19 protein-coding genes are annotated in these 19,404 nt (G+C 74.1%); 7 read left to right on the forward strand and 12 right to left on the reverse strand.

All coding sequences use genetic code 11. The annotated features are described in order from the left end of the window. Positions 1-173 precede the first annotated feature (173 nt). Entirely contained in the window at positions 174-521 is a 348-nt protein-coding gene (cutA, locus tag BN344_RS04835; RefSeq protein ID WP_040337183.1) for a divalent-cation tolerance protein CutA, read from the reverse strand. A gap of 83 nt (positions 522-604) precedes the next feature. On the opposite strand from cutA, the gene BN344_RS04840 reads away from it, so the two are divergent. Further along, positions 605-841, forward strand: coding sequence for a hypothetical protein (locus BN344_RS04840; RefSeq protein WP_040337184.1), 237 nt, complete (start codon positions 605-607; stop codon positions 839-841). A gap of 42 nt (positions 842-883) precedes the next feature. On the opposite strand, the gene BN344_RS04845 is transcribed toward BN344_RS04840, so the two are convergent. Both BN344_RS04845 and BN344_RS04850 read right to left on the reverse strand, forming a co-directional pair. Next, positions 884-1,927: a hypothetical protein gene (locus tag BN344_RS04845; protein WP_155858754.1), complete on the reverse strand. Its 1,044-nt coding sequence runs from the start codon at positions 1,925-1,927 to the stop codon at positions 884-886. After that, positions 1,924-2,379 carry a hypothetical protein gene (locus BN344_RS04850; protein WP_040337186.1) on the reverse strand — a complete coding sequence of 152 codons (456 nt, stop codon included), beginning with the start codon at positions 2,377-2,379 and terminating at the stop codon, positions 1,924-1,926. Before BN344_RS04850 ends, BN344_RS04845 begins: the two co-directional genes overlap by 4 nt. 188 nt (positions 2,380-2,567) lie before the next feature. On the opposite strand from BN344_RS04850, the gene BN344_RS04855 reads away from it, so the two are divergent. From BN344_RS04855 to BN344_RS04865, 3 genes are all read left to right on the forward strand, one after another. Continuing rightward, complete coding sequence (locus BN344_RS04855) at positions 2,568-3,578, forward strand: hypothetical protein (RefSeq protein ID WP_040337187.1); 1,011 nt, start codon at positions 2,568-2,570, stop codon at positions 3,576-3,578. Between the two features lie 95 nt (positions 3,579-3,673). Then, on the forward strand, positions 3,674-5,815 hold the full coding sequence (helR, locus tag BN344_RS04860) for an RNA polymerase recycling motor ATPase HelR (RefSeq protein WP_040337188.1): 2,142 nt from the start codon (positions 3,674-3,676) through the stop codon (positions 5,813-5,815). Positions 5,816-5,879: 64 nt separating this feature from the next. Further along, positions 5,880-6,872: a YihY/virulence factor BrkB family protein gene (locus tag BN344_RS04865; RefSeq protein WP_040337189.1), complete on the forward strand. Its 993-nt coding sequence runs from the start codon at positions 5,880-5,882 to the stop codon at positions 6,870-6,872. Position 6,873: 1 nt separating this feature from the next. Here the strand turns inward: BN344_RS04865 and BN344_RS04870 are convergent, their stop codons facing one another. Further along, positions 6,874-7,614 carry a DUF6572 domain-containing protein gene (locus tag BN344_RS04870; protein WP_040337190.1) on the reverse strand — a complete coding sequence of 247 codons (741 nt, stop codon included), beginning with the start codon at positions 7,612-7,614 and terminating at the stop codon, positions 6,874-6,876. Positions 7,615-7,816: 202 nt separating this feature from the next. On the opposite strand from BN344_RS04870, the gene BN344_RS04875 reads away from it, so the two are divergent. After that, positions 7,817-8,197: a DUF4267 domain-containing protein gene (locus tag BN344_RS04875; RefSeq protein WP_040337191.1), complete on the forward strand. Its 381-nt coding sequence runs from the start codon at positions 7,817-7,819 to the stop codon at positions 8,195-8,197. A gap of 8 nt (positions 8,198-8,205) precedes the next feature. Here BN344_RS04875 and BN344_RS04880 read toward each other — a convergent pair whose 3' ends face one another. Genes BN344_RS04880 through BN344_RS04905 form a run of 6 tightly spaced genes read right to left on the reverse strand, consistent with a single transcriptional unit; the run spans position 8,206 to position 12,343 of the window. After that, positions 8,206-8,673: a hypothetical protein gene (locus BN344_RS04880; RefSeq protein ID WP_051515556.1), complete on the reverse strand. Its 468-nt coding sequence runs from the start codon at positions 8,671-8,673 to the stop codon at positions 8,206-8,208. Continuing rightward, entirely contained in the window at positions 8,670-9,080 is a 411-nt protein-coding gene (locus BN344_RS04885; protein ID WP_051515557.1) for a TadE/TadG family type IV pilus assembly protein, read from the reverse strand. The genes BN344_RS04880 and BN344_RS04885 overlap by 4 nt, the downstream gene beginning before the upstream one ends. Continuing rightward, on the reverse strand, positions 9,073-9,279 hold the full coding sequence (locus tag BN344_RS04890) for a hypothetical protein (RefSeq protein ID WP_040337192.1): 207 nt from the start codon (positions 9,277-9,279) through the stop codon (positions 9,073-9,075). Before BN344_RS04890 ends, BN344_RS04885 begins: the two co-directional genes overlap by 8 nt. Before the next feature lie 28 nt (positions 9,280-9,307). Then, positions 9,308-10,249 (reverse strand): type II secretion system F family protein, encoded by a 942-nt coding sequence (locus tag BN344_RS04895; RefSeq protein ID WP_040337193.1) that lies wholly within the window; start codon positions 10,247-10,249, stop codon positions 9,308-9,310. After that, positions 10,246-11,109 (reverse strand): type II secretion system F family protein, encoded by an 864-nt coding sequence (locus tag BN344_RS04900; protein ID WP_040337194.1) that lies wholly within the window; start codon positions 11,107-11,109, stop codon positions 10,246-10,248. The genes BN344_RS04895 and BN344_RS04900 overlap by 4 nt, the downstream gene beginning before the upstream one ends. A gap of 13 nt (positions 11,110-11,122) precedes the next feature. After that, positions 11,123-12,343 carry a CpaF family protein gene (locus BN344_RS04905; protein WP_040337195.1) on the reverse strand — a complete coding sequence of 407 codons (1,221 nt, stop codon included), beginning with the start codon at positions 12,341-12,343 and terminating at the stop codon, positions 11,123-11,125. Positions 12,344-12,540: 197 nt separating this feature from the next. On the opposite strand from BN344_RS04905, the gene BN344_RS20135 reads away from it, so the two are divergent. Beyond that, a complete protein-coding gene (locus tag BN344_RS20135; RefSeq protein ID WP_208091985.1) occupies positions 12,541-12,696 on the forward strand; it encodes a hypothetical protein in 156 nt (51 codons plus the stop codon). Between the two features lie 65 nt (positions 12,697-12,761). Here the strand turns inward: BN344_RS20135 and BN344_RS04910 are convergent, their stop codons facing one another. Next, entirely contained in the window at positions 12,762-14,303 is a 1,542-nt protein-coding gene (locus tag BN344_RS04910) for an acetolactate synthase large subunit (RefSeq protein WP_040337196.1), read from the reverse strand. A 187-nt stretch (positions 14,304-14,490) separates the two neighbouring features. Here BN344_RS04910 and BN344_RS04915 point away from each other — a divergent pair, with 187 nt between their 5' ends. Further along, positions 14,491-14,787, forward strand: coding sequence for a WXG100 family type VII secretion target (locus BN344_RS04915; protein ID WP_040337197.1), 297 nt, complete (start codon positions 14,491-14,493; stop codon positions 14,785-14,787). Between the two features lie 79 nt (positions 14,788-14,866). Here BN344_RS04915 and BN344_RS04920 read toward each other — a convergent pair whose 3' ends face one another. Further along, positions 14,867-19,246 (reverse strand): FtsK/SpoIIIE domain-containing protein, encoded by a 4,380-nt coding sequence (locus BN344_RS04920; protein ID WP_040337198.1) that lies wholly within the window; start codon positions 19,244-19,246, stop codon positions 14,867-14,869. Between the last annotated feature and the right edge of the window lie 158 nt (positions 19,247-19,404).

Raw genomic sequence — 19,404 nt, forward strand, 5'->3', positions numbered from 1 at the left:
GGGCGGCGTCCCGTGCGTCGTCGCGTTCGTGCCGGGGCGCAGCGAGGGTCGGGTCGTCACCACCCGGTTGTGGGCGCACTGGGACCTCCCGCTGTCGTGGACGCACCCCGCGGCGTCCCTGCACTGCAGCATCGACACCGGTGACCCGCGCCACACCACGACGGCGGGGGCGGTCACCCCGAATGGGGGGCCGCATCCGCGGCCCGCGTCTCCTCGCGGATCCAGCGCAGGTACGCGGGGTTGCCTCCGACCACCGGCAGCGCCAGCACGCACGGCACGTCGTACGCGTGCAGCTCGATCGCCCGGGCCACGACGGCGTCCACCAGCGAGCGCCGGGTGTGCAGCGCCACCCGCGCCTCCGGCTCGTCGTGCACGGCGCCGTCCCAGCGGTAGATGGACCGGATCGGCGCGACCTGCTGGCCGCAGGCCACGAGCCGTTCCTCCACCAGCGTGCGGGTGAGCGCCACCAGCCGCTCCGGGTCGGCGTCGGTGATCACGATCTCGCAGCACTCCTCGTCCACGGGGGCATCCTGGCGCACCGGCCGGCCGGGCGAGTTCCGGCCCGACGGCATAGGAACGGCGCCCGCAGGGGTAGGGGGCGGTCATGACCGACGACATGACGATCGATATCGACGGCGAGCAGTACGTGCTGCGCCGTGACGGTGACGGCCTGCAGGTGGGTCAGCGCGTCGACGAGAACGTGACCTGGCTCGACACCGTGGACGGCAGCCTGCTGCCCGAGTCCGCGCGCACCGCGCTGGAGTCGGGCAACACCTCCGACGAGGCTCTCCGGACCGCGGTCCGGGGCGTGGTCGAGGCCCAGGTGAACCGGGGCGGCTGACTCCTGGGCGGGTGGCCGCGGGACTCCCGCGGCCACCCGTGCTCATCCGCCGTTCCCGCGGCCCTTCCCGTTGCCGCCGCCATTGCCACGGCCGTTGCCGTGGCCCCGGTCCGCGTCCCGGTCCCGGTCGTCGTCCCGGGTCTGCTGCTGGCGGTACCACTCGACCCAGTCCTGCCAGTCGCCCCCCGTCGCCGCCCGCTGCTGGGACGGAGCCGGGGCGGGAGCTGGAGGAGGCGGAGGCGCGGGAGCTGGGGCCGGCGCGTGGGTCCGGGTCGGCGCGGGAGCCGCATCCGTTCCGGCAGCCGGCGTCGGCGTGCCCGCCGCCGGCGCGGGCAGGACGGGCGGTGCGGGCACGGGCGCCGGCAGCTGCCACAGGGTGCCCTCGGGCGCATCGGGCCAGTCGGGATCGACCGCCGCCCACTCGTCCCAGGCCTCGGCGTCGAGCAGGGCGGGCAGCACCTCCCCGGCGGTGGCACGGTCGAGGCGGGCAGCCGTGGCCGCGCCGATCGCGGTCGCCGCCGCCACGTCGCAGGCCGTCGTCCCCAGGAAGTTGCGACCCTCCGTGCACGCCTCCCGCGCGCGCAGGGCCGCCTGGACGTCACCGACCAGCCCCGCGACGGACCGCCGCAGCGTTCCGGCCGCCGGCTCCTCGCGGACGTCGTCGAGCACCTCGCGCAGGCGGCCGGCCATCTCGGGCGCGGCCGTGACGGGCATCGGCCCGACTGTCAGGAAGCCGGTGCCCGCCCCCAGCGGCCAGCGGGCGACCTCGCCGGGCAGCAGCACCTCCGGCCCGCCGGAGGTCAGCCGGACGACGGCGGCGACGGCGCTGTTCTCGCTGCGCAGGCGGACAGGGGCACCGACGTCGCCGAGCGGCCGGACGACGACCGGCCGGCTCCGGTCGTTGTGCAGCGTCATCGCGGAGCCGTCGACGCAGGCCCGCACCGGGAACGTCACGGGCACTCCGCCGCGGACCGGGTCGAACGCGCACAGCGCCGTTCCGCCCTCCGCAGGCGCGGCAGCGGCTCCGGGGATGCCGAGCAGCGACAGCAGGAGGAGCGCCACCGGCACGAGGGACCAGCGCGTCATGTCGGGAACCCGCACACCGGCTGCGCCGTCGCGCCGACCTGCTCGAGTCCGCTGGTCACGGCGGCGCGCACCTGGTCGGTCGCCTCGCCCTCGATCACCTGACCGAGCGCGGTGACGACGCCGTCGAGCGCCGCCGCCAGGTCGTCGTGGTCGCCGTCGTCCCGGATGTCGGAGAGCACGTCGCGCAGTTCCCGCACCGCGCGGCTGACCTGGGTCCGCGCCTCGACGTCCGGGCCGGCCGCCAGGGCACCCATGGACGTCGGCAGGGCGCCGAGCTCACGGGTCGACGCGAGGTCGGCGCAGAAGCCGGGTGCGCCGTCGGGCGGGTCGTAGGAGGGGAGAGCGACCTCCACCCCCGCCTCGGGGCGTGCCTCGTCGTCGGCACCGCAGCCGACGATCGCGGCCAGGACGAGTGCCGGCAGGCCGAGAAAGGCGGCGGCACGGTTGCGCACCTCCGCAACGTAGAGGCGCAGGTCGACGCGCAGCGACGCGGAACCGTCCCGCCACCCGACCGGGTGACACCCGGTCGTGCGCGGAGGTCACGCGCGGTGGTCGGGGTCGGAAACGGCGCGTCGCGGCCGACTCACCCCGAGGGGTGAGACCTCGTCAATCCGGGGGGCCCGCGTCCCGATGGGAAGGCGTGACCCCCGCCCCGCGCGTCCGCCGTCTCCGGACCACCGCCGTCGCCGCCGCTGCGCTCGCCGCCGTCGTGCTGACGACCGGTTGCGACGCCGACGCCCAGCCCGCCCTGCCGGACAAGGGCCAGGCGAAGACCGCACTGCCTGCCGTCGCCGCTCCGGCGGACGGGACCGCCTCCTCCACCGGGACGGTGGACTGGAAGGGCGCGGCGTACGGAGCGCTCGACTGCTACCCCCGCGAACAGTGGGTCGCCGACGGTTTCCCCGCCGAGGCGTGGGACGCCGAAACCGTGCAGACCACCGCCGTCGACGTGACGGGCGACGGCGCCGGCGAGGTGCTCGTGCAGGTCATCTGCCCCGCGCCGACGTCGACCCGCGCGAACCACGTCGTCGTCTTCGACGTCACGACGCCGCAGCCCCGGCTGCTCGGCGTCCTCGGGGACGACCTGTTCCACCCCCAGGCGGACGTGACCACCGAGGGGACGACGGTCACCCTCAGCGGCCCGACGGTCGCCGGGGACGACCCGTACTGCTGCCCCGGCCACTGGGGCACGGTGACCTACGAGTGGACGGGCTCCCGGTTCGTCGTCGCGTCGATGGACGAGGTCCGCGGCACCCGGCCGGCAACCGCGCAGCGGCTGGCCGACGGCGAGTACGTCGGCATGCTGCACTCGGTCGGGCACGACCGCTTCACCGTCGACCTGGTCGAGTGGTTCGAGGGCGAGGACGCCGCGGCGGCCTGCCGCCAGGACGGCGTCCCGAACGACGGCTACGCGTGGTGCAACGACTACTACGTGCGCAATCCCGACCGGCAGGCCCTCGGCCTGCACGTCGCCGGCTCGGCGACGGTGAGCTACCTGGACCTCATGACGATGGAGACCGTGGAGGTCGACGACGTCGCCGAGCTGGGCGGCACGTACTGGGTCTCGACCGACGCGGACGTCGCGGGCTACACCCGGTTCCGGAGCGATGACGGCGTGGTCACCGAGCTGGAGAGCATCTACACGCCCTGACCTCTCGCCACTCTCTTTGTAGCAGTTCTGGTCAAGCCTCATGAGGTCGAATTTTTCGTTCTAGGGTCGCGCTCCTCCAGATGGGAGCTGATGCCGTGGAACCGCTGACCACCAGCACGTTCACCCTTCCCGACACCCTCGCCGCCAAGGCCGATCCGGCGCTGATCGCCGCCGACGAGCAGCACTTCGCCGCCATCGCCGGGAGCCTCGCCCACTCCATCGCCGAGCTCTCGGGGCGCCTCGACGCCGAGCGCCGCTCCCCGGGCGGTGACGGCCAGGCCGCGCTCGACCGCGACCTCGAGATCCACCGGCTGACCGCCCGGCTGCGCACCCTGCGCCGCTTCGGCCTGGACCTGTGCCTGGGGCGGATCGTGGCCACCGACGACGAGCCGGTCTACGTCGGCCGGCTCGGGCTGACCGACAGCACGGGGCGCCGGCTGCTGGTCGACTGGCGCTCCCCCGCGGCCGAGCCGTTCTTCGCCGCGACCCACGCGAACCCGATGGGGCTGGTCAGCCGCCGCCGGTATCGCTGGACCCGTGGCCGGATCACCGACTACTGGGACGAGGTGTTCACTCCCGACGGGCTCGAGGGGCACGCCGCGCTGGACGACCAGTCGGCGTTCATCGCGTCGCTCGGCGGCAACCGCTCGCCGCGGATGCGTGACGTGCTCGGCACCATCCAGGCCGACCAGGACGCGATCATCCGCGCGGACTCGCCCGGGGCGCTCGTGGTGGACGGCGGCCCGGGCACGGGGAAGACCGTCGTCGCGCTGCACCGCACCGCGTACCTGCTCTACGCCGATCCCCGCGTCGGGCACGACCGGGGCGGCGTGCTGTTCGTCGGGCCGCACGAGCCGTACCTGGCCTACGTCTCCGACGTGCTGCCCAGCCTCGGCGAGGAGGGGGTGCGGACGGCGACGCTGCGCGACCTCGTCGCCGAAGGAGCGGCGGCCGGCGCCGAGACCTCGGCCGAGGTAGCCCTGCTGAAGGCGACGGCGCGGGTGGGTGAGGTGATCGAGGCGGCCGTCCGCTTCTACGAGGAGCCACCCAGCCGGGGTCTCACGGTCGAGACGCCGTGGTCGGACCTCCGGATCACCGCGGACGACTGGGCGGAGGCGTTCGAGGCTCCCGACCCCGGCACTCCGCACAACGAGGCGCGCGAGCGGGTCTGGGAGGAGCTGCTCGCCATGCTGCTCGACCAGGTGGACGACGAGGACGCCTCCCCCGACGAGGTGCGGGTGTTCCTGGACCAGGAGCGGGAGCTGCGGGCGACCTTCGACCGGGCCTGGCCGCTGATCGAGGCGACCGATCTGGTGGCTGACCTGTGGTCGGTGCCGGCGTACCTACGGCGGTGCGCGCCGTGGGTCTCGGCGGACGAGGTGCGGGCGCTGCAGCGGGCCGACGCCGCCGCGTGGACGGAGTCGGACCTCCCGTGGCTGGACGCCGCGCGGCAGCGGCTCGGGGATCCGGGGGTGGAGCGACGGCGACGAGCGCAGCGGGCGGCCGACGCCCGGGAGCGGGAGCGGATGTCCGGGGTGATCGACGAGCTCATCCAGGCCGACGACTCGGAGCTGCTGCTGATGACGTCGCTGCGGCACGGCGACCTGCGCGATGCCCTGGTGGACGAGGGTGCGCTGCCCACCGCCGAGCGGGATCCGCTGGCCGGGCCGTTCGCGCACGTCGTGGTGGACGAGGCGCAGGAGCTGACCGCCGCGGAGTGGCAGATGCTGCTGCTCCGCTGCCCGTCGGGGAGCTTCACGATCGTCGGGGACCGGGCGCAGGCGCGGCACGGCTTCGCCGAGTCATGGGAGGAGCGGCTGCAGCGCGTCGGGGTGCGGAACGTGCGGCCGGCGTCGCTGACCATCAACTACCGGACGCCTGCGGAGGTGATGGCCGAGGCGGAGCCGGTCATCCGGGCGGCGCTGCCGGACGCCAACGTGCCGACGTCGATCCGGTCGAGCGGGGTGCCGGTGCTGCACGCGTCGGTGGCCGATCTCGAGTCCGTGCTGGACGACTGGCTCGCCGAGCACGCCGAAGGTGTCGGGTGCGTCATCGGGGACCCGACGTTCTCCGGTACCGAGCGCGTGCGCTCGCTGACGCCGGTGCTCGCGAAGGGGTTGGAATTCGACCTCGTCGTGCTGGTGCGCCCGGAGGCGCTCGGTTCCGGCATCGAGGGAGCCGTGGACCGCTACGTCGCGATGACCCGGGCGACCCAGCGCCTCGTCGTCCTCACCTGACGTTCCCGCGGGAACGTCTGCCGGTCCACGGGCGGTCGCGCGCGGGACGTGATCGACTGCGCCCGTGGCTCTCGTGGACCGGCTCGACCGTCTGCAGCGCCGCCATCCGGCCGCCGGCTTCCCCATCGCCGTCGTCTACAAGTACGTCGACGATTCCGGCCCGTTCCTGGCCGCGCTGATCACCTACTACGCGTTCGTCTCGCTGTTCCCGCTGCTGCTGCTCGCTACGACGATCCTCGGCACCGTGCTGGCCGGGAACCCGGAGTTGCAGGAGCGGCTGATCGACTCGGCGCTCAGTCAGCTCCCCGTCGTCGGCGACCAGCTGGGCGAGCCGCAGGGCCTCGGTGGCGGGACGCTCGGCGTCGTCGTCGGCGTGCTCGGCGCGCTGTACGGCGCGCTCGGGGTCGCCCAGGCCGTGCAGCACACGATGAACATCGCGTGGACGGTGCCGCGCAACAACCGGCCCAATCCGATCCTGGCCCGGGGTCGCAGCCTGGTGCTGCTGGCCACCGCCGGGCTGGCGGTCATCGGGACGACGACGCTGGCCACGCTGGGCGCAGGGGTGGCGGGATCCCTGGGCATGGCCGTCCGCGCGTTGATCCTGCTCGCTTCGGTCCTGATCAACGCGGCGGTCTTCACCTTCGCCTTCCGGCTGGCCACCACCCGGCGCCTCACGGTGCGGGACGTACTCCCCGGAGCAGTGCTCGCCGCCGTCTTCTGGCAGGTGCTGCAGACCTTCGGCGTCACCTTCGTCAGCCGGGTCATGGACAGCGCCAGCGCCGTGAATGGGGTGTTCGCCCTGGTCATCGGGTTGCTGGCGTTCCTGTACCTGGCGGCGGTCGTCGGCGTCCTGTGCGTGGAGATCAACGTGGTGCGCGTCGACCGGCTCTACCCGCGCGCGCTGCTCACCCCGTTCACCGACGCGGTCGACCTCACGCCCGGCGACCGGCGCAGCTACACCGGCAAGGCGAAGTCCGAGCGGCTGAAGGGCTTCCAGAACGTGCACGTCACGTTCGACCCTCCCGACTCCGACCCGCCCGACCGCGACCGCGACTGAGTCAGCCGGCTTGAGCCACCCGCTCGGCCAGCCAGTCCGGAACCGATGCCGGCAGCCGCGGGAACCGGCGCAGCTCCTCGGCGTAGACCTCCGCCGGCAGCAGTTCTCCGGCGGGTTCGAGGCTGTAGTTGAACCCGGGCTTGAGCTGCCCGGCCGCGCGGTCGATGGTGAAGTCCAGTTCGAGCCAGGTGCCGCGTTCCGGCGTCCACATCAGCTGCTTGAGCTCCTCGACGGCCGCGCGGACGGGGTTCGGAGCGCCCTGGAGGTCCTGCCGCCCCTCCGGGGTCTCGGCGGTGAGCCGGTCGCGGCGGCGGTCCCCGATGCACGTCGCGACGTAGCGCAGGTGGGTCCAGGTGTCCGGAACGGCCTGCGTGAGTCCGACGGCGATCTCGCGCAGCACCTCGGTGTGGTCGCGGACGGGGGCGTCCTCGAGCAGGCGCCAGTCGACGGAGACGCCCATCGAGGAGAGCACGTGACCGGCGGCGCGGAGGACGTCGAGAATCTCCTGCGGCGGCTCGCTCACCGTGTACAGGAGGACGACGGCCGGCTCGCCGTCCTGCCGCTCGGCGATCTGGTCCGTCTTCACCGCGTAGATGTAGGCGTTCAGCTTCGACCGCAGTTCCTCGGCGAGCACCGACGTGCTGAGCGGCGTGTAGGCGCGGTCCTCGGTCAGCGCGAGGGTCAGCACCCCCTCGGGCGACCGGGCGATGGTGTCGATCGTCTGCGCGTCGCGAACCGCCATGACCGAATCCTCCCAGCCGCGACGCGCCATCGGACGCGTCACGTCGAGGTCGCCGTAGCCGGCACGAGGAATGCGCCGCTGCCGCGACGGAACCCCTGTGCGTCGCACGCCGGCGAGAGGACCCTGCTGCGTGCGCCACGCCACGCCACGCCACGCCACGCCACGCCACGCCACTCCGATCCGATCGCAGAGGAGCTCCGACATGGCCGCGACCGCACTCGGCTTGTCCAGACCGCAGTGGGTGCAGGTGCTGGGCGGCAGCGCCTTCGCCTTCGGGGTCACCGGCCTCCTGGCGCCCCGGGTGATCGGGTCGGCCTACGGCGTCCCCCCTTCCCCGCACAGCACGCAGCTGATCCGCCTGTTCGGCACCCGCATGCTCGCGATCGCCGCGTGGACCTTCTCCGCCCGCACCCGGGAGGAGACCAACCGGGCGCTGGCCGTCGCGACCGCGATGAACGTCGCCGACGCGCTGACCGCCCTGGGCTCCGCCCGCTCGACGGGCGGAGCCACCGCGCTGCGCTCGGCAGCGACGAGCGGGGTGTTCGCGGGCCTCACATGGGTGGTCCGCTCGCTCGACGACTGAGCGGCCGCTCAGCCGTCGACGTAGCGGTCGCGCTCGACGACGAACTGGCCGGTCGCCGTGTTGGACTCGATGAACTCCGGCAGCATCGGGATCCGCACCGTCACCGTCACGCAGACGGAGAACTCCTCTCCCGGCGTCAGCGTCGGTAGGTACGTGCCGGCCGCGTCGCAGTCCGCACCCCGCGGTGCGTACTCCAGCCGCACGTCGGTCGCCTGCACCGCCTGGTCCTCCACGGCCAACTCCACCGCCCGCTGCGCCCGCACCTCACCGGTCGCCAGATCGGGCGCCGTGCCCAGCGCCCGGCCGGCCTCCCGCGCCGCCGCCGTCGACGCGAACACCCCGCGCTGCACCGCCGAGAACCCGGCCACGATGTAGACCAACGGCACGAACACCACCAGCGCGATGAACACGAACTCGACCAGCGCCGAGCCGCGCTCGCCCTCGATCTGCCCGAGCCGGGCGCGCAGCCACCTCACGCGCCCTCCTTCACCGCACGTCCGCTGACCTCCAGCGGCAGCAGGTTCCCCAGCGCCGACAGCAGAGAGGGCACCGACCCCGCGCAGCGGACGACCACCACGGTCAGGCCGCTCGGGTCGGTCTCCTCCCCCGACGTGCACGCCAGCCCCTCGGCGGTCCGCTGGGTGGTCGCCCGCGAGACCACGTCCAGCGTGCGCGCCGCGCCCGATGCCGAGTCGACGTCGGCGTTGGCCGCGAACCGGGCGCCCTCCTGCGCGCTGGCCACCACCACGTTGCGCACGTGGGCATAGACCGCCACCTGCAGCACCGCCAGCAGCAGCGCCACGATCAGCATCGAGACCAGCACGAAGTCGACGACGGCGCTCCCGCGCTCGCCGTCGTCAGCAGGCTGAGGTTCCTCAGCCACCGCTCGTGACGGACGTCAGAGCGTTGGTCACCGCGTCGACGATCGCCGTCCGGAAGGGAATGAGGATGGCGAGAACGAGCGCCGCCGTCATCACGGTGATCATGACCCAGCCGGGCACGTCACCCCGCTCGGGATCGTCGGCCCGGTACCGGGCCGCCAGGGCAGCGAGTGCCGCCGTCAGGTGTGCGAACGGGCGCATGATGCGTCCTTCCTCCGTGTCCGCCGGCTCATTGCGCCAGCGAGACGATGCTGATCAGCCCCGGGAACAGGGCGAAGAGAACGGTGACCGGCAGGACGAGGAAGACGACCGGCACCATCATGGCGATCTCCTTGCGTCCTCCGGCCTCGAGCAGCCGGCGCTTGCCGGCCTCCCGGACGTCGGCGGCCTGGGCGCGCAGCACCTCGGCCAGCGGGGTGCCGCGTTCGATGGCCACGAGCAACCCGTCGATGAACCGGGCCAGCTCGTCCAGCGAGGTCCGGTCGGCGACCTGCTGCAGCGCCTCGGTCAGCGGCACGCCGGCGCGGGCGCGGCCGAGTGCGTTGCCGAGCTCGCGGGCCAGTTCGCCACCGGACAGCCGGGTTACCCGCGCGATCGCCGCTGTCGGGCTCTCCCCCGCCGTCACCGCCAGGGCGAGCAGCTCGGCGACCACCGGGAACTCCGCGAGCAGCAGCTCCTCGCGCCGGTTCACCTCCTGCGTCAGCCACCAGTCGCGGCCGAGCACGCCGCCGACCAGCCCGGCCACGCAGACCAGCCCGGCGCTGAGCACGTTGATGCTGCCGGCGGCCACGGTCCCCACGCCGACGGCGACCAGGCCGGCCAGCAGCCCGAGTCCGCCCCACACCACCTGCTCGACGCGGAAGTCCTCGACGGTCATGTCGCCGCTCAGCGCGTCCAGCCGACGGCGCACCGCCGCCCGCCCGCCGACGAACCGGTCGACCAGGCGGGCGCCGTCACCGATGGCCGGGCCGAACACCCGCCGGACGGCGAGCAGCAGACCCGGCTCGGTGACCGTGCCCAGCAACCGCGACGGCGGCGGGGTGTCGTGCACGTAGGGCGCGAGCCGGTCGACCAGCCGCACCGACCGGAACGGCGGAGCGAACCGGACCGCCAGGATGAGCCCGCCGGCCGCGACCAGGCCGAGCAGCATGCCGGTCAGCGCGGGACTCACTGGAGCACCCGCACGTCCACGGGCAGCCGCCCGATCCGCAGCATCAACCGGTAGGCCACCAGACAGACCGCGCCCCCGCCGACGAGGATCACCGTGCCCATGGCCGAGTCGTAGGCGGCCAGCGTCGTCGACTGCGTGGCCAGCAGGAGGAGCACGATCCAGGGCGCCGCCACGGCCAGCCGCGCGGCCGACACGACCCAGCCCTGCCGGGTCTCCAGCTCCGCGCGGGCCCGGGCGTCCTCGCGCAGGAAGGTGGCCAGCGTGCGCAGCACCCGCCCGAGGTCGGTGCCGCCCACCTCGCGGGCCACCCGCAGCGTCTCGACGATGCGGTCGCCCACCGGGTCGGCGAGGTCGTCCTTGAGCGTGTCCAGCCCGGCGTTGAAGCGACCGCTGGAGCGATAGCCGGCGGCGAACCGGGCGAACGGCGGCCGCAGCACCTCCGGCCCCCGGGTGCTCAGCGCCACCAGGGCCTCCGGCAGCGACATACCGGCGCGCACCGCGGACGAGAGGTTGTCCACCACCTCGGGCCACACCTCGCGCAGGTCGGCCTGTCGCCTGGTCGCCAGCCGGCGCACCTGTGCGTAGGGCAGCGCGAACCCGAACAACCCGAACGCGAGGCTCACCGTCACCGTGCTCGTGGCCAGCAGGACCGCCACCAGCACGATCAGGCCGAGCGCCACCTGCAACGCCACCAGCTGCGCGGTGTTGATCCCGGTGAGGCCGGCGGCGGCCAGCAACTGCGCGTACCTGCCCGGCCGCTTCGCGGACGTCGACGGCTGCGGCGCGCGCGGGCCGCTGCGCCAGACCAGCAGCAGCCCGAGGCCGAACAGGAAACCGAGCAGCGCCCCGGACTCCGTCATCTCAGGTGCTCCGTCATGCCAGCAACCCGGCGAGGTCGAAGCCGCGCGCGGCGAACCGGTCGGGGTGCGGCGGGTACCCGTCGGCGCGTACCAGCCGCCCGTCCCGGCTGGTGAACACGTCGGCGGTCTCGATGACGCCGCCCTCGGCCCGGCCCGGCAGCGCCACGATCTCACGCACCCGCCGCTGACCGGACGGGTCGGTGCCCACGTGCACCACGAGGTCGATGCTGGCCGCCACCGTGGGGACGACGAACGCCGTCCCGATGTTCTCGCCGGCCAGCAGCGGCAGGGTGCACATCTTCACCACGGCCTCGCGCGCGCTGTTGGCGTGCAGCGTGCACATGCCCGGCAGGCCCGAGTTGAGCGCGATCAGCAGGTCAAGGCACTCCTCCTGCCGCACCTCGCCGACCACGATGCGCGAGGGCCGCATGCGCAGCGCCTCCTTGACCAGCCGGCGCAGCGGGATCTCCCCGGCTCCCTCGAGGTTGGGCTGGCGGGTCTGCATCGAGACGACGTCGGGCAGCGGCACCCGCAGCTCGAAGACCTCCTCGCAGGTGATCACCCGCTCCTGCGCCGGGATCGCCGCGCACAGGCAGTTGAGCAGCGTGGTCTTGCCGGCCTGGGTCCCCCCGGACACCAGCACGTTGAGGCCCGAAGCGATCGCCGCCTCCAGGAACCGGGCCGCCTGCACCGTGATCGTGCCCAGCGCGATCAGTTCGTCCAGCGAGTGCGCCTGCAGCACGAACTTGCGGATGTTCACCGCCATGTGCCGGCGGGTGATGTCCGGGATGACGACGTGCAGCCGCGAGCCGTCCGGCATGGTCGCGTCCACGAACGGGGTCGACATGTCGATCCGTCGACCCGAGGTGCGCAGCATCCGCTCCACCAGGTCGGCCAGCTCGCCGGGCGCCAGGATCGTCGTCGTCAGCTCCGAACGACCCCGCCGGGCGATGAACACCCGCCCGGGCTCGTTGACCCAGATCTCCTCGATCTCCGGGTCGTCGAGGTAGCGCTGCAGCGGTCCGAAACCGGCCACCCGGTCCAGCACGTCGCGCACGACCGACTCCGGGTCGCCGATCGGCGGCAGCGCCGAGGTCAGCGACCGCTCCGAGTAGTCCGCGACGACGTCGCGCACCAGCAGCCGCACCGGCCCGGGATCGGTGAAGGGGTCCAGTCCGCGGCGGCGGATGAGCTCGCGGACCTCGCCGTCCACCACGTCGAGTGCCGTCGCCACGGGCGGACTGTAAGAGAACGGGTCAGTCCGGCGCCGCCTCCCGCCGGCTTCCTGTGGACGACGAGCCCCAGGTCCACCCGCGCGGGTGAACGCCGGAAGGCCAGGTGCGGCGGACTCGCGGTGCGCCCGCGGCGCCACGGGCTCCCGGGAGGGCGCCGTGCGCGTAGCGTCGCCTCACGGAGCCGTCCAGGCTCCCGATGAGCGGAGCGCACGCCATGGGTGACAAATCGCCGCGACAGTCGATGACCAAGAAGGCCAGCGGGAAGTCCATCAAGGAGAAGCGTCAGGACAAGCGGAACGCCGCCGACACGTCCTCTCAGATGGACAACCTGACCCACGGCAAGAAGCACTGAGCCGGTGAGCCGGGCGGCGCACTCGAGTGCGCCGCCCGCTCACACAGTGGACAGGCCCCTCGGTCTCAGCGCAGGACGGCGTCGATCAGGTGCGGGCCGGGCTCGGCGAGCGCCGCGCGCAGCTGGTCGGCCAGCTCTTCGGCGGTGGTCGCCCGCGTCGCCGGCACGCCCATCCCCTGTGCGAGCGAGACGAAGTCCAGCCCCGGGCCGGTGAGGTCGAGCAGCTTGCGCGCCCGCTCGCCGTCGCTGGCGGCACCCACGCGGGTCAGCTCGTGCTCGAGGATCGCGTACGAGCCGTTGTCGCAGATGATCGTGGTGATGTTCGCCTGCTCGCGGGCGTAGCTCCACAGCGCCGAGATCGTGTACATCGCGCTGCCGTCGGCCTGGATCCCGATCACCGGCCGGTCCGGGCAGGCCACGGCCGCGCCCAGCGCCATGGGCAGCCCGTCGCCGATCGCGCCGCCGGTCAGCGAGAGCCAGTCGTGCCGCGGGCCGGCCGAGGTCATCTCGGTCAGCCCCGCACCCGAGGTCAGCGCCTCGTCGACGACGATCGCGTCCTCCGGGAGCAGCGCACCGACCACCGCCGCCAGCGACCGCGGGTTCAGCGGACCGGTGGGCAGCTCGGGGGTCTCGCGCTCCATGACCTCGGGCTCGGCGCCGGGGGCGGCCAGCTCGGCCAGGGCCTCGAGGGCGGCCACGCCGTCCTCCCCCGGGACGCTGAGCACGTGCACCGTGCAGTCCTCCGGCACCGGGTGGCCGGGCAGGCCGGGGTAGGCGAAGAAGTGCACGGGCGCCGTGGCGCCGGCCAGGACGAGGTGCTTGGTGCCCTTCAGCGCCGCCATCGCCATCTCCGGCGGGTAGGGCAGGCGGTGCAGGTCCGGCAGGCCGGCCCCCCGGGCACTACGGGCGGGGAACGTCTCGGCCACCAGCCGCACGCCGGTGCCGGCGGCGACCCGGGCCGCGGCGAGTTGGCCCTCGGCGGACGCCATCACGTCGCCGCCCAGGAAGACCACCGTCGGCTCGCCCGACGTCACGACCTTGGCGATCTTCTCGACGAGGGACGGCGCGACGTGCGGCCGCGGCCGGACGTTCAGCGGCACGGCGGGCTCGGCACCGTCCTCCCACGACACGTCGGCCGGGAGGATCAGCGTGGCGACGCCGACCTTCTTCGCCGCCGCGACGGCCTCCGCCGCGTCGCCGGCCACGTCGGCGGGGGACATCGACCGGCGCACCCACCCGGAGACGGTGCCGGCGAGGGCGTCGATGTCGGACTCCAGCGGCGCGTCCAGGCGCTTGTGCGAGCGGGCGTGGTCACCGACGACGTTGACCAGCGGTGCCCGCCCCCGGCGGGCGTTGTGCAGGTTGGCCAGGCCGTTGCCCAGGCCCGGGCCCAGGTGCAGCAGCGTGGCCCCGGGCCGTCCGGCCATGCGCGCGTACCCGTCGGCGGCACCGGTCGCGACCCCCTCGAAGAGGGTCAGCACGCCGCGCATCTCGGGGACGTCGTCGAGGGCCGCGACGAAGTGCATCTCCGAGGTGCCGGGGTTGGAGAAGCAGACGTCCACGCCCGCGTCGACCAGGGTCCGGATCAGTGCCTGTGCGCCGTTCACGACCTCGACCCTGGCACGCCCGTCGCCCGGTAGCGAGTGGGGGTCCCGGATCGCCGACGAGGACGTCCGCTGCGGCCTGTGGACAACCCGTCCGACGGCACCCGGAACCCGGTTACGGTCCGGTTCACATCCATCCCGTCCCGTCGGTGTCCTCCGTACACCCGGGCCGTCCCGATTGGACCTCCCCATGGCGAATGTGAACGTCACCTACCAGCAGATGGAAGACGCGGCCGGCCGGCTCACCAACGGGCGCACCGAGATCGACGGCATGCTGGGCCAGCTCAAGAGCCTGGTCGACCAGCTGGTCTCCGAGGGCTATGTCACCGACAGCTCCAGCCGGAGCTTCCAGGCGTCCTACGACGAGTTCACCACCGGCGCCAAGAACATGATCGCCGGCCTCGACGGCATGGCCTCCTACCTGAACCAGGCCGCCGCGACCTTCCGCGACGCCGACACCCAGCTGGCCAGCGTTCTCGGCCGCTGACCGGCCCGCACGGCTCCTGAGGCCGCCTCGCAGACCGCGAGGCGGCCTCGGTCGTCTCCGGGGACGGCGGCAAGCCGACTCAGGACGAGGCAGCCGGCGGAGCGCCCGGAACGGCCACCGTGAGCAGGGTGCTGTCGCCCAGGTGCAGCAACCCGCGGCCGGGCTGGACCGGCTGGCCGACGACGCTGCGCGGGATGCGGACCCCGATGAGGTCGCCGTCCGTGGTCCCCTGCGGGGAGAGCAGCACGCCCTGACGGGACTTCTTCGCCTCCACCTGCCAGCCGGACAGGCCGGTGCAGATGCTGTCGGCGTTGCCTGCCAGCACCAGGCCGCGGTCCGGTCCGGCGGCGCCCTTGAGCACGTCGCGGAACACCTCCGCCGCCGGGCAGTCGCGCAGCACGTCGCCGTCGTCCAGCAGCACGACCAGGGACCGGTCCGGATCGGCGGCGAGCAGCGCCCGCCACTCGTCGGCCGGCGCCGACGCATCGGTGACCACCGCGATGACGCCGGGGCGCCCCGCCAGCTCGCGCAGCGGCGACGGCTTGGGTGCACCGACCACCACCGTGGTGCCCTCTCGCAGCAGCGACTCCGCCATGACGGCGAGCAGCGTGCTCTTCCCCGAACGTCCCGGCCCCGCCACGACGAAGGCAGGCCCGCCCCGCGCGAAATCCGGACCGACGCCGGTGAGCTCGTCGCCGCCCACGCCGACCAGCGCGAACCGCTCACCGCTGCCCTCCGGGCGCAGCCCCCAGGCGTCCTCGAAGGAGATCCGCGACGGCAGCACGTCGACCCGGAACGGCCGGGCGGAACGCGGCACCAGCGCGTCCCGCACGTGCGCGGCCTTCCCGATCTCGGCGATGGCCGCCGCCTGCCCCTGCCCGGACTCGTCCTCGGCCAGCAGCGCGATCTGCGTCTCGACCGCGCCGTCGACGGTGATCGCGCGCCCGGGCGGCATCCGGTCGGGCACCTGCCTGGCGCTCACGCCGATGAGCGGGTAGTCGCCCCGGTCGGCCAACCGCATCACCAGCTTGTTGTCGGTGAGCGAGGCGAGGCGGGACGTCCCGAGGGAGCGGTCGCCGGTCATCACCACCGAGATCCCGACCGAGGCGCCCTCGCGCACGATCGCCATGAGGACGTCGGTCAGCCGTCCGCCGTCGACCTCGCCGAGTGTGGGCGTGCACCCCTCCCAGCGGTCGAGCAGCAGCAGGACGTGCGGCAGCCGCTGCTCGGCGGGAGCCGCGCGGCGCTGCTCGGTGATGTCGGCGAACCCGCCGTCGGCCAGGATCTGCTGCCGGCGCTCCAGCTCGCGGGCCAGGCGGTCGAGCAGCCGGACCGCGCGCTCGGTCTGCGTGCGGGTCACCACCGCGCCGCACTGCGGCAGGTCGGTCAGCGGCAGCAGCGCACCGTTGCCGCAGTCCAGCCCGTAGAGGTGGACGTCGCCGGACGAGCATCGGGCGCCGACCGCGCCGGCCAGGGTGCGCAGCACCTGCGAGCGGCCGCTCTTGGGCGAGCCGATGACCAGCAGGTGCCCGTCGGCCGAGGGGTCGAAGGTCGCCGGCCGGCGCTCCTGCAGGGCAGGCAGGTCCTGCAGGCCGTACGGCAGCCGGCCGGCCGCGGCCGCACCCGCGGTGGCGGGGTCGAGATCGGCGGCCAGCAGCCGCTCGGGCAGCGCCTCCAGCCACGGGCTGCGCTGCGCCGGCACCGACTCCTCCCGCGCTGCCTCGCGCACGGACTCCACGAGCACCGACAGATCGGTGACCTCCACGGCGGAGGCCGCGCCGCTCCCGACGGGGCGGACGGGCGCGGCGTAGCCGATCTGGTGCCAGGACAGCGGGACGACGAAGGGCGGGGCGGCCGCCACCGGGCGGGCCCCGGGGCGCCGGCCACCGATGCGGCCGGCCTGGAACGGCACCAGCCCGCCGTGCCCCAACCGTGCGAACCCGCGGCCGGGTGCCGACTTCGGGATCCGGGCGGCGTCGGGGGCGTCGAGGACGTCGGTGCTGTCGGCGCCGTCGGTCACCCGCAGGGCGATCCGCAGGTTGGTGTTCGCGCGGATCTCCGGCGAGACGACCCCGCTGGGCCGCTGGGTGGCGAGGATCAGGTGGATGCCCAGCGACCGGCCGCGCTGGGCGATGTTCACCAGGCCGGTGACGAAGTCGGGCAGCTCGCGGGCCATCGAGGCGAACTCGTCGATCACGATGAGCAGCCGCGGCAGCGGCGGGCGGTCGGGCTCGCGGGCCTGCAGGTCGATGTAGTCGTCGATGTCCTTGACACCGGCACCGGCCAGCCAGTGCTCGCGGTAGCGCAGCTCGGCGCCCAGCGAGGTCAGGGCGCGCTCGACCAGGTGGGCATCGAGGTCCGTGACCATCCCGACCGTGTGCGGCAGGTGCACGCAGTCCTTGAAGGCGCTGCCGCCCTTGTAATCGACGAGCACGAAGTTGAGGGCGTCCGGGCGGTTGGCGACCGCCAGCGAGGCGATCATCGTCTGGAGCAGCTCGGACTTCCCCGCACCGGTCGTACCCGCGACCAGCCCGTGCGGGCCGTCGGTGCGCAGGTCGAGGGTGAACGGGCCGCCCAGCCCCGCACCCACGACCATCTGCGTGGTCCGGCCCTCCAGCTGCCACCGGGCCCGGACGGAGTCGGCCGTGGGCGGCTCCATGCCGAGGACGTCGAGCAACCGCACGCTGTCGGGTAGCACGGCGTCGTCGTCCTCCACGCTGACGTCGCGCAGCGGGGCCAGCGCCCGGGCTGCGGTCTCGGCGAGCTCCACCGCGACCGGCTCGGCCAGCACAGCGGGCACGGGGTCGTGCCCGCTGCGGCGCACCAGCAGCGCGGACTCGTCCTCGCTGTCGAAGACCGCCGTCGCCCGCGCGGTCTCGGGCAGGAAACGCTCCTCCTCGTCGGCGCAGACGGCGTAGACGCCGACCTCCGGCCCGTCCTGCAGGACCTGCGCCAGCCCGGGAGTGACGCGCAGCGCCCGCAAGCCGTGGACGACGAGCACGTGGGCGGGGAACGACTCGGGCTGCACGCGGCCGCCCGCCGAACCCGCCTGCTCGCGCCGGGCCTTGATCAGCGCGCTCAGCTCGGCGACCCGCGCGGCCACCGTGTCGGCGTCGTTGCCGACGAAGGCGACCGGTCCCTCGCCGTCGGCGGAGCGGGCGTGCGGCAGCCAGCGCAGCCAGTTCCAGTCGGTGCTGCTGCGCGAGGCCAGCAGGGTGAGGGCGAGGTCGCGCGGCGGATGGTGCACGGCAAGCTGCAGGACCACCCAGCGCAGCAGCCCGGCCAGCGGCCCGGCCGGACCGGCCAGGCCGACGACGCCGGCCTCCCGCAGCGGGACGACGGCAGGGACCGCGTGCACGGTGCGCTGCTCCGGTGGCTCGTCGTTCGATCCGCGCCGGGTGACGACGACCTCGGCGGGGCGGTCGGCGGCGCCCAGCCGCAGGTCGAGGGCGTCGGGGTCGGTGCGGCGGCGCTCCCACAGTCGCCGGCGCGGCAGCACGGCGGTGAGCAGGACCTGCGCGGCGTCGGGGTGGTCGGCGCGCCGGCGGCTGGTCTCCTCGGCCAGCGCGGTCGTGATCCGCTCCTGGGCGCGGGTCAGCTCCTCCTGGTACTCCTCGCGGGCGCGGCGGTCCTCACGGGCGGTCTGCCGGCGGTCGGCGACGGTGTTGCTGATCATCATGACCGGGCTGGCGACGGCGAACACGAGGTAGAGCGGCGAGCGCAGCACGAGGGCCAGCACGATGCCGATGACCAGCGGGGCCAGCACCATCACCAGCGGGAGGCGGCGCGGCTCGCGGGCCCTGGGCTCCTGCGGCAGCTGGATCCTCGTCTCGCGGCGCGAGGGCAGCAGGCGCGGAGCGCGGACGAAGGCCCGGGTGCCCGGTCCGGCCGGCTCGACGGCGGCGTCGGAACCCGCGGCCGGCGCGATGACCAGCTGCGTGTCCCCGAGCCGGAACACCTGTCCGGGGGCCAGCGGGGTGGGCTCCTCGGGCACCTGCTCGCCCTCGAGCTGGGTGCCGTTGGCCGAGCTCAGGTCGGCCAGCGTGGCGCCCTCGGCGGTGACGGTGAGAACGGCGTGCTGGCGGGACATCGAGCGGTCGGCGAAGCCGATCGGGCTGCTGCGGCCCAGCTCGTGCCTGCCGATCGGCAGCTCGGCGACCAGGCCGCTGCCCGGACCGCTGACGACGTGCAACTGCCAGCCGCGCGCCGGCGGGGCGGGTCGCTCGCCCGCGACCGCCGCGGCCGACAGACGGACGACGCTCCCCTCGACCACCGGGGACTCCCCCACCGGGTGCTCGTCGTCGAGCCGCCGCCCGGCCAGGAACAGTCCCTCGACCGGCACTCCCGCCACCCGGCCCAGGGCCGCGGCGACGTCGCCCACCGAGGTGTCGTCGTCCACGTCGAGGGCGACGTCGAGCAGGTCGCGATCGGTTTGCCCGACGCTGAGCTGGATGCGCACGCGAACTCCTCCCGCCCGCGTCAGCCGGCGCTGTTCTGCAGCACGCCGACGTACGGCGCCGGACTCGACATCAACCGACCGCGACGACACCGTCCGCATCGGTCCGACCGTGTCTCTCGAGGCACTGCGGATCGGACCTTCGCACGGTGCGGCGCACC

Origin of the sequence: Candidatus Blastococcus massiliensis AP3, assembly GCF_000582785.1 — a bacterium.
GTDB lineage: Bacteria > Actinomycetota > Actinomycetes > Mycobacteriales > Geodermatophilaceae > Blastococcus > Blastococcus massiliensis.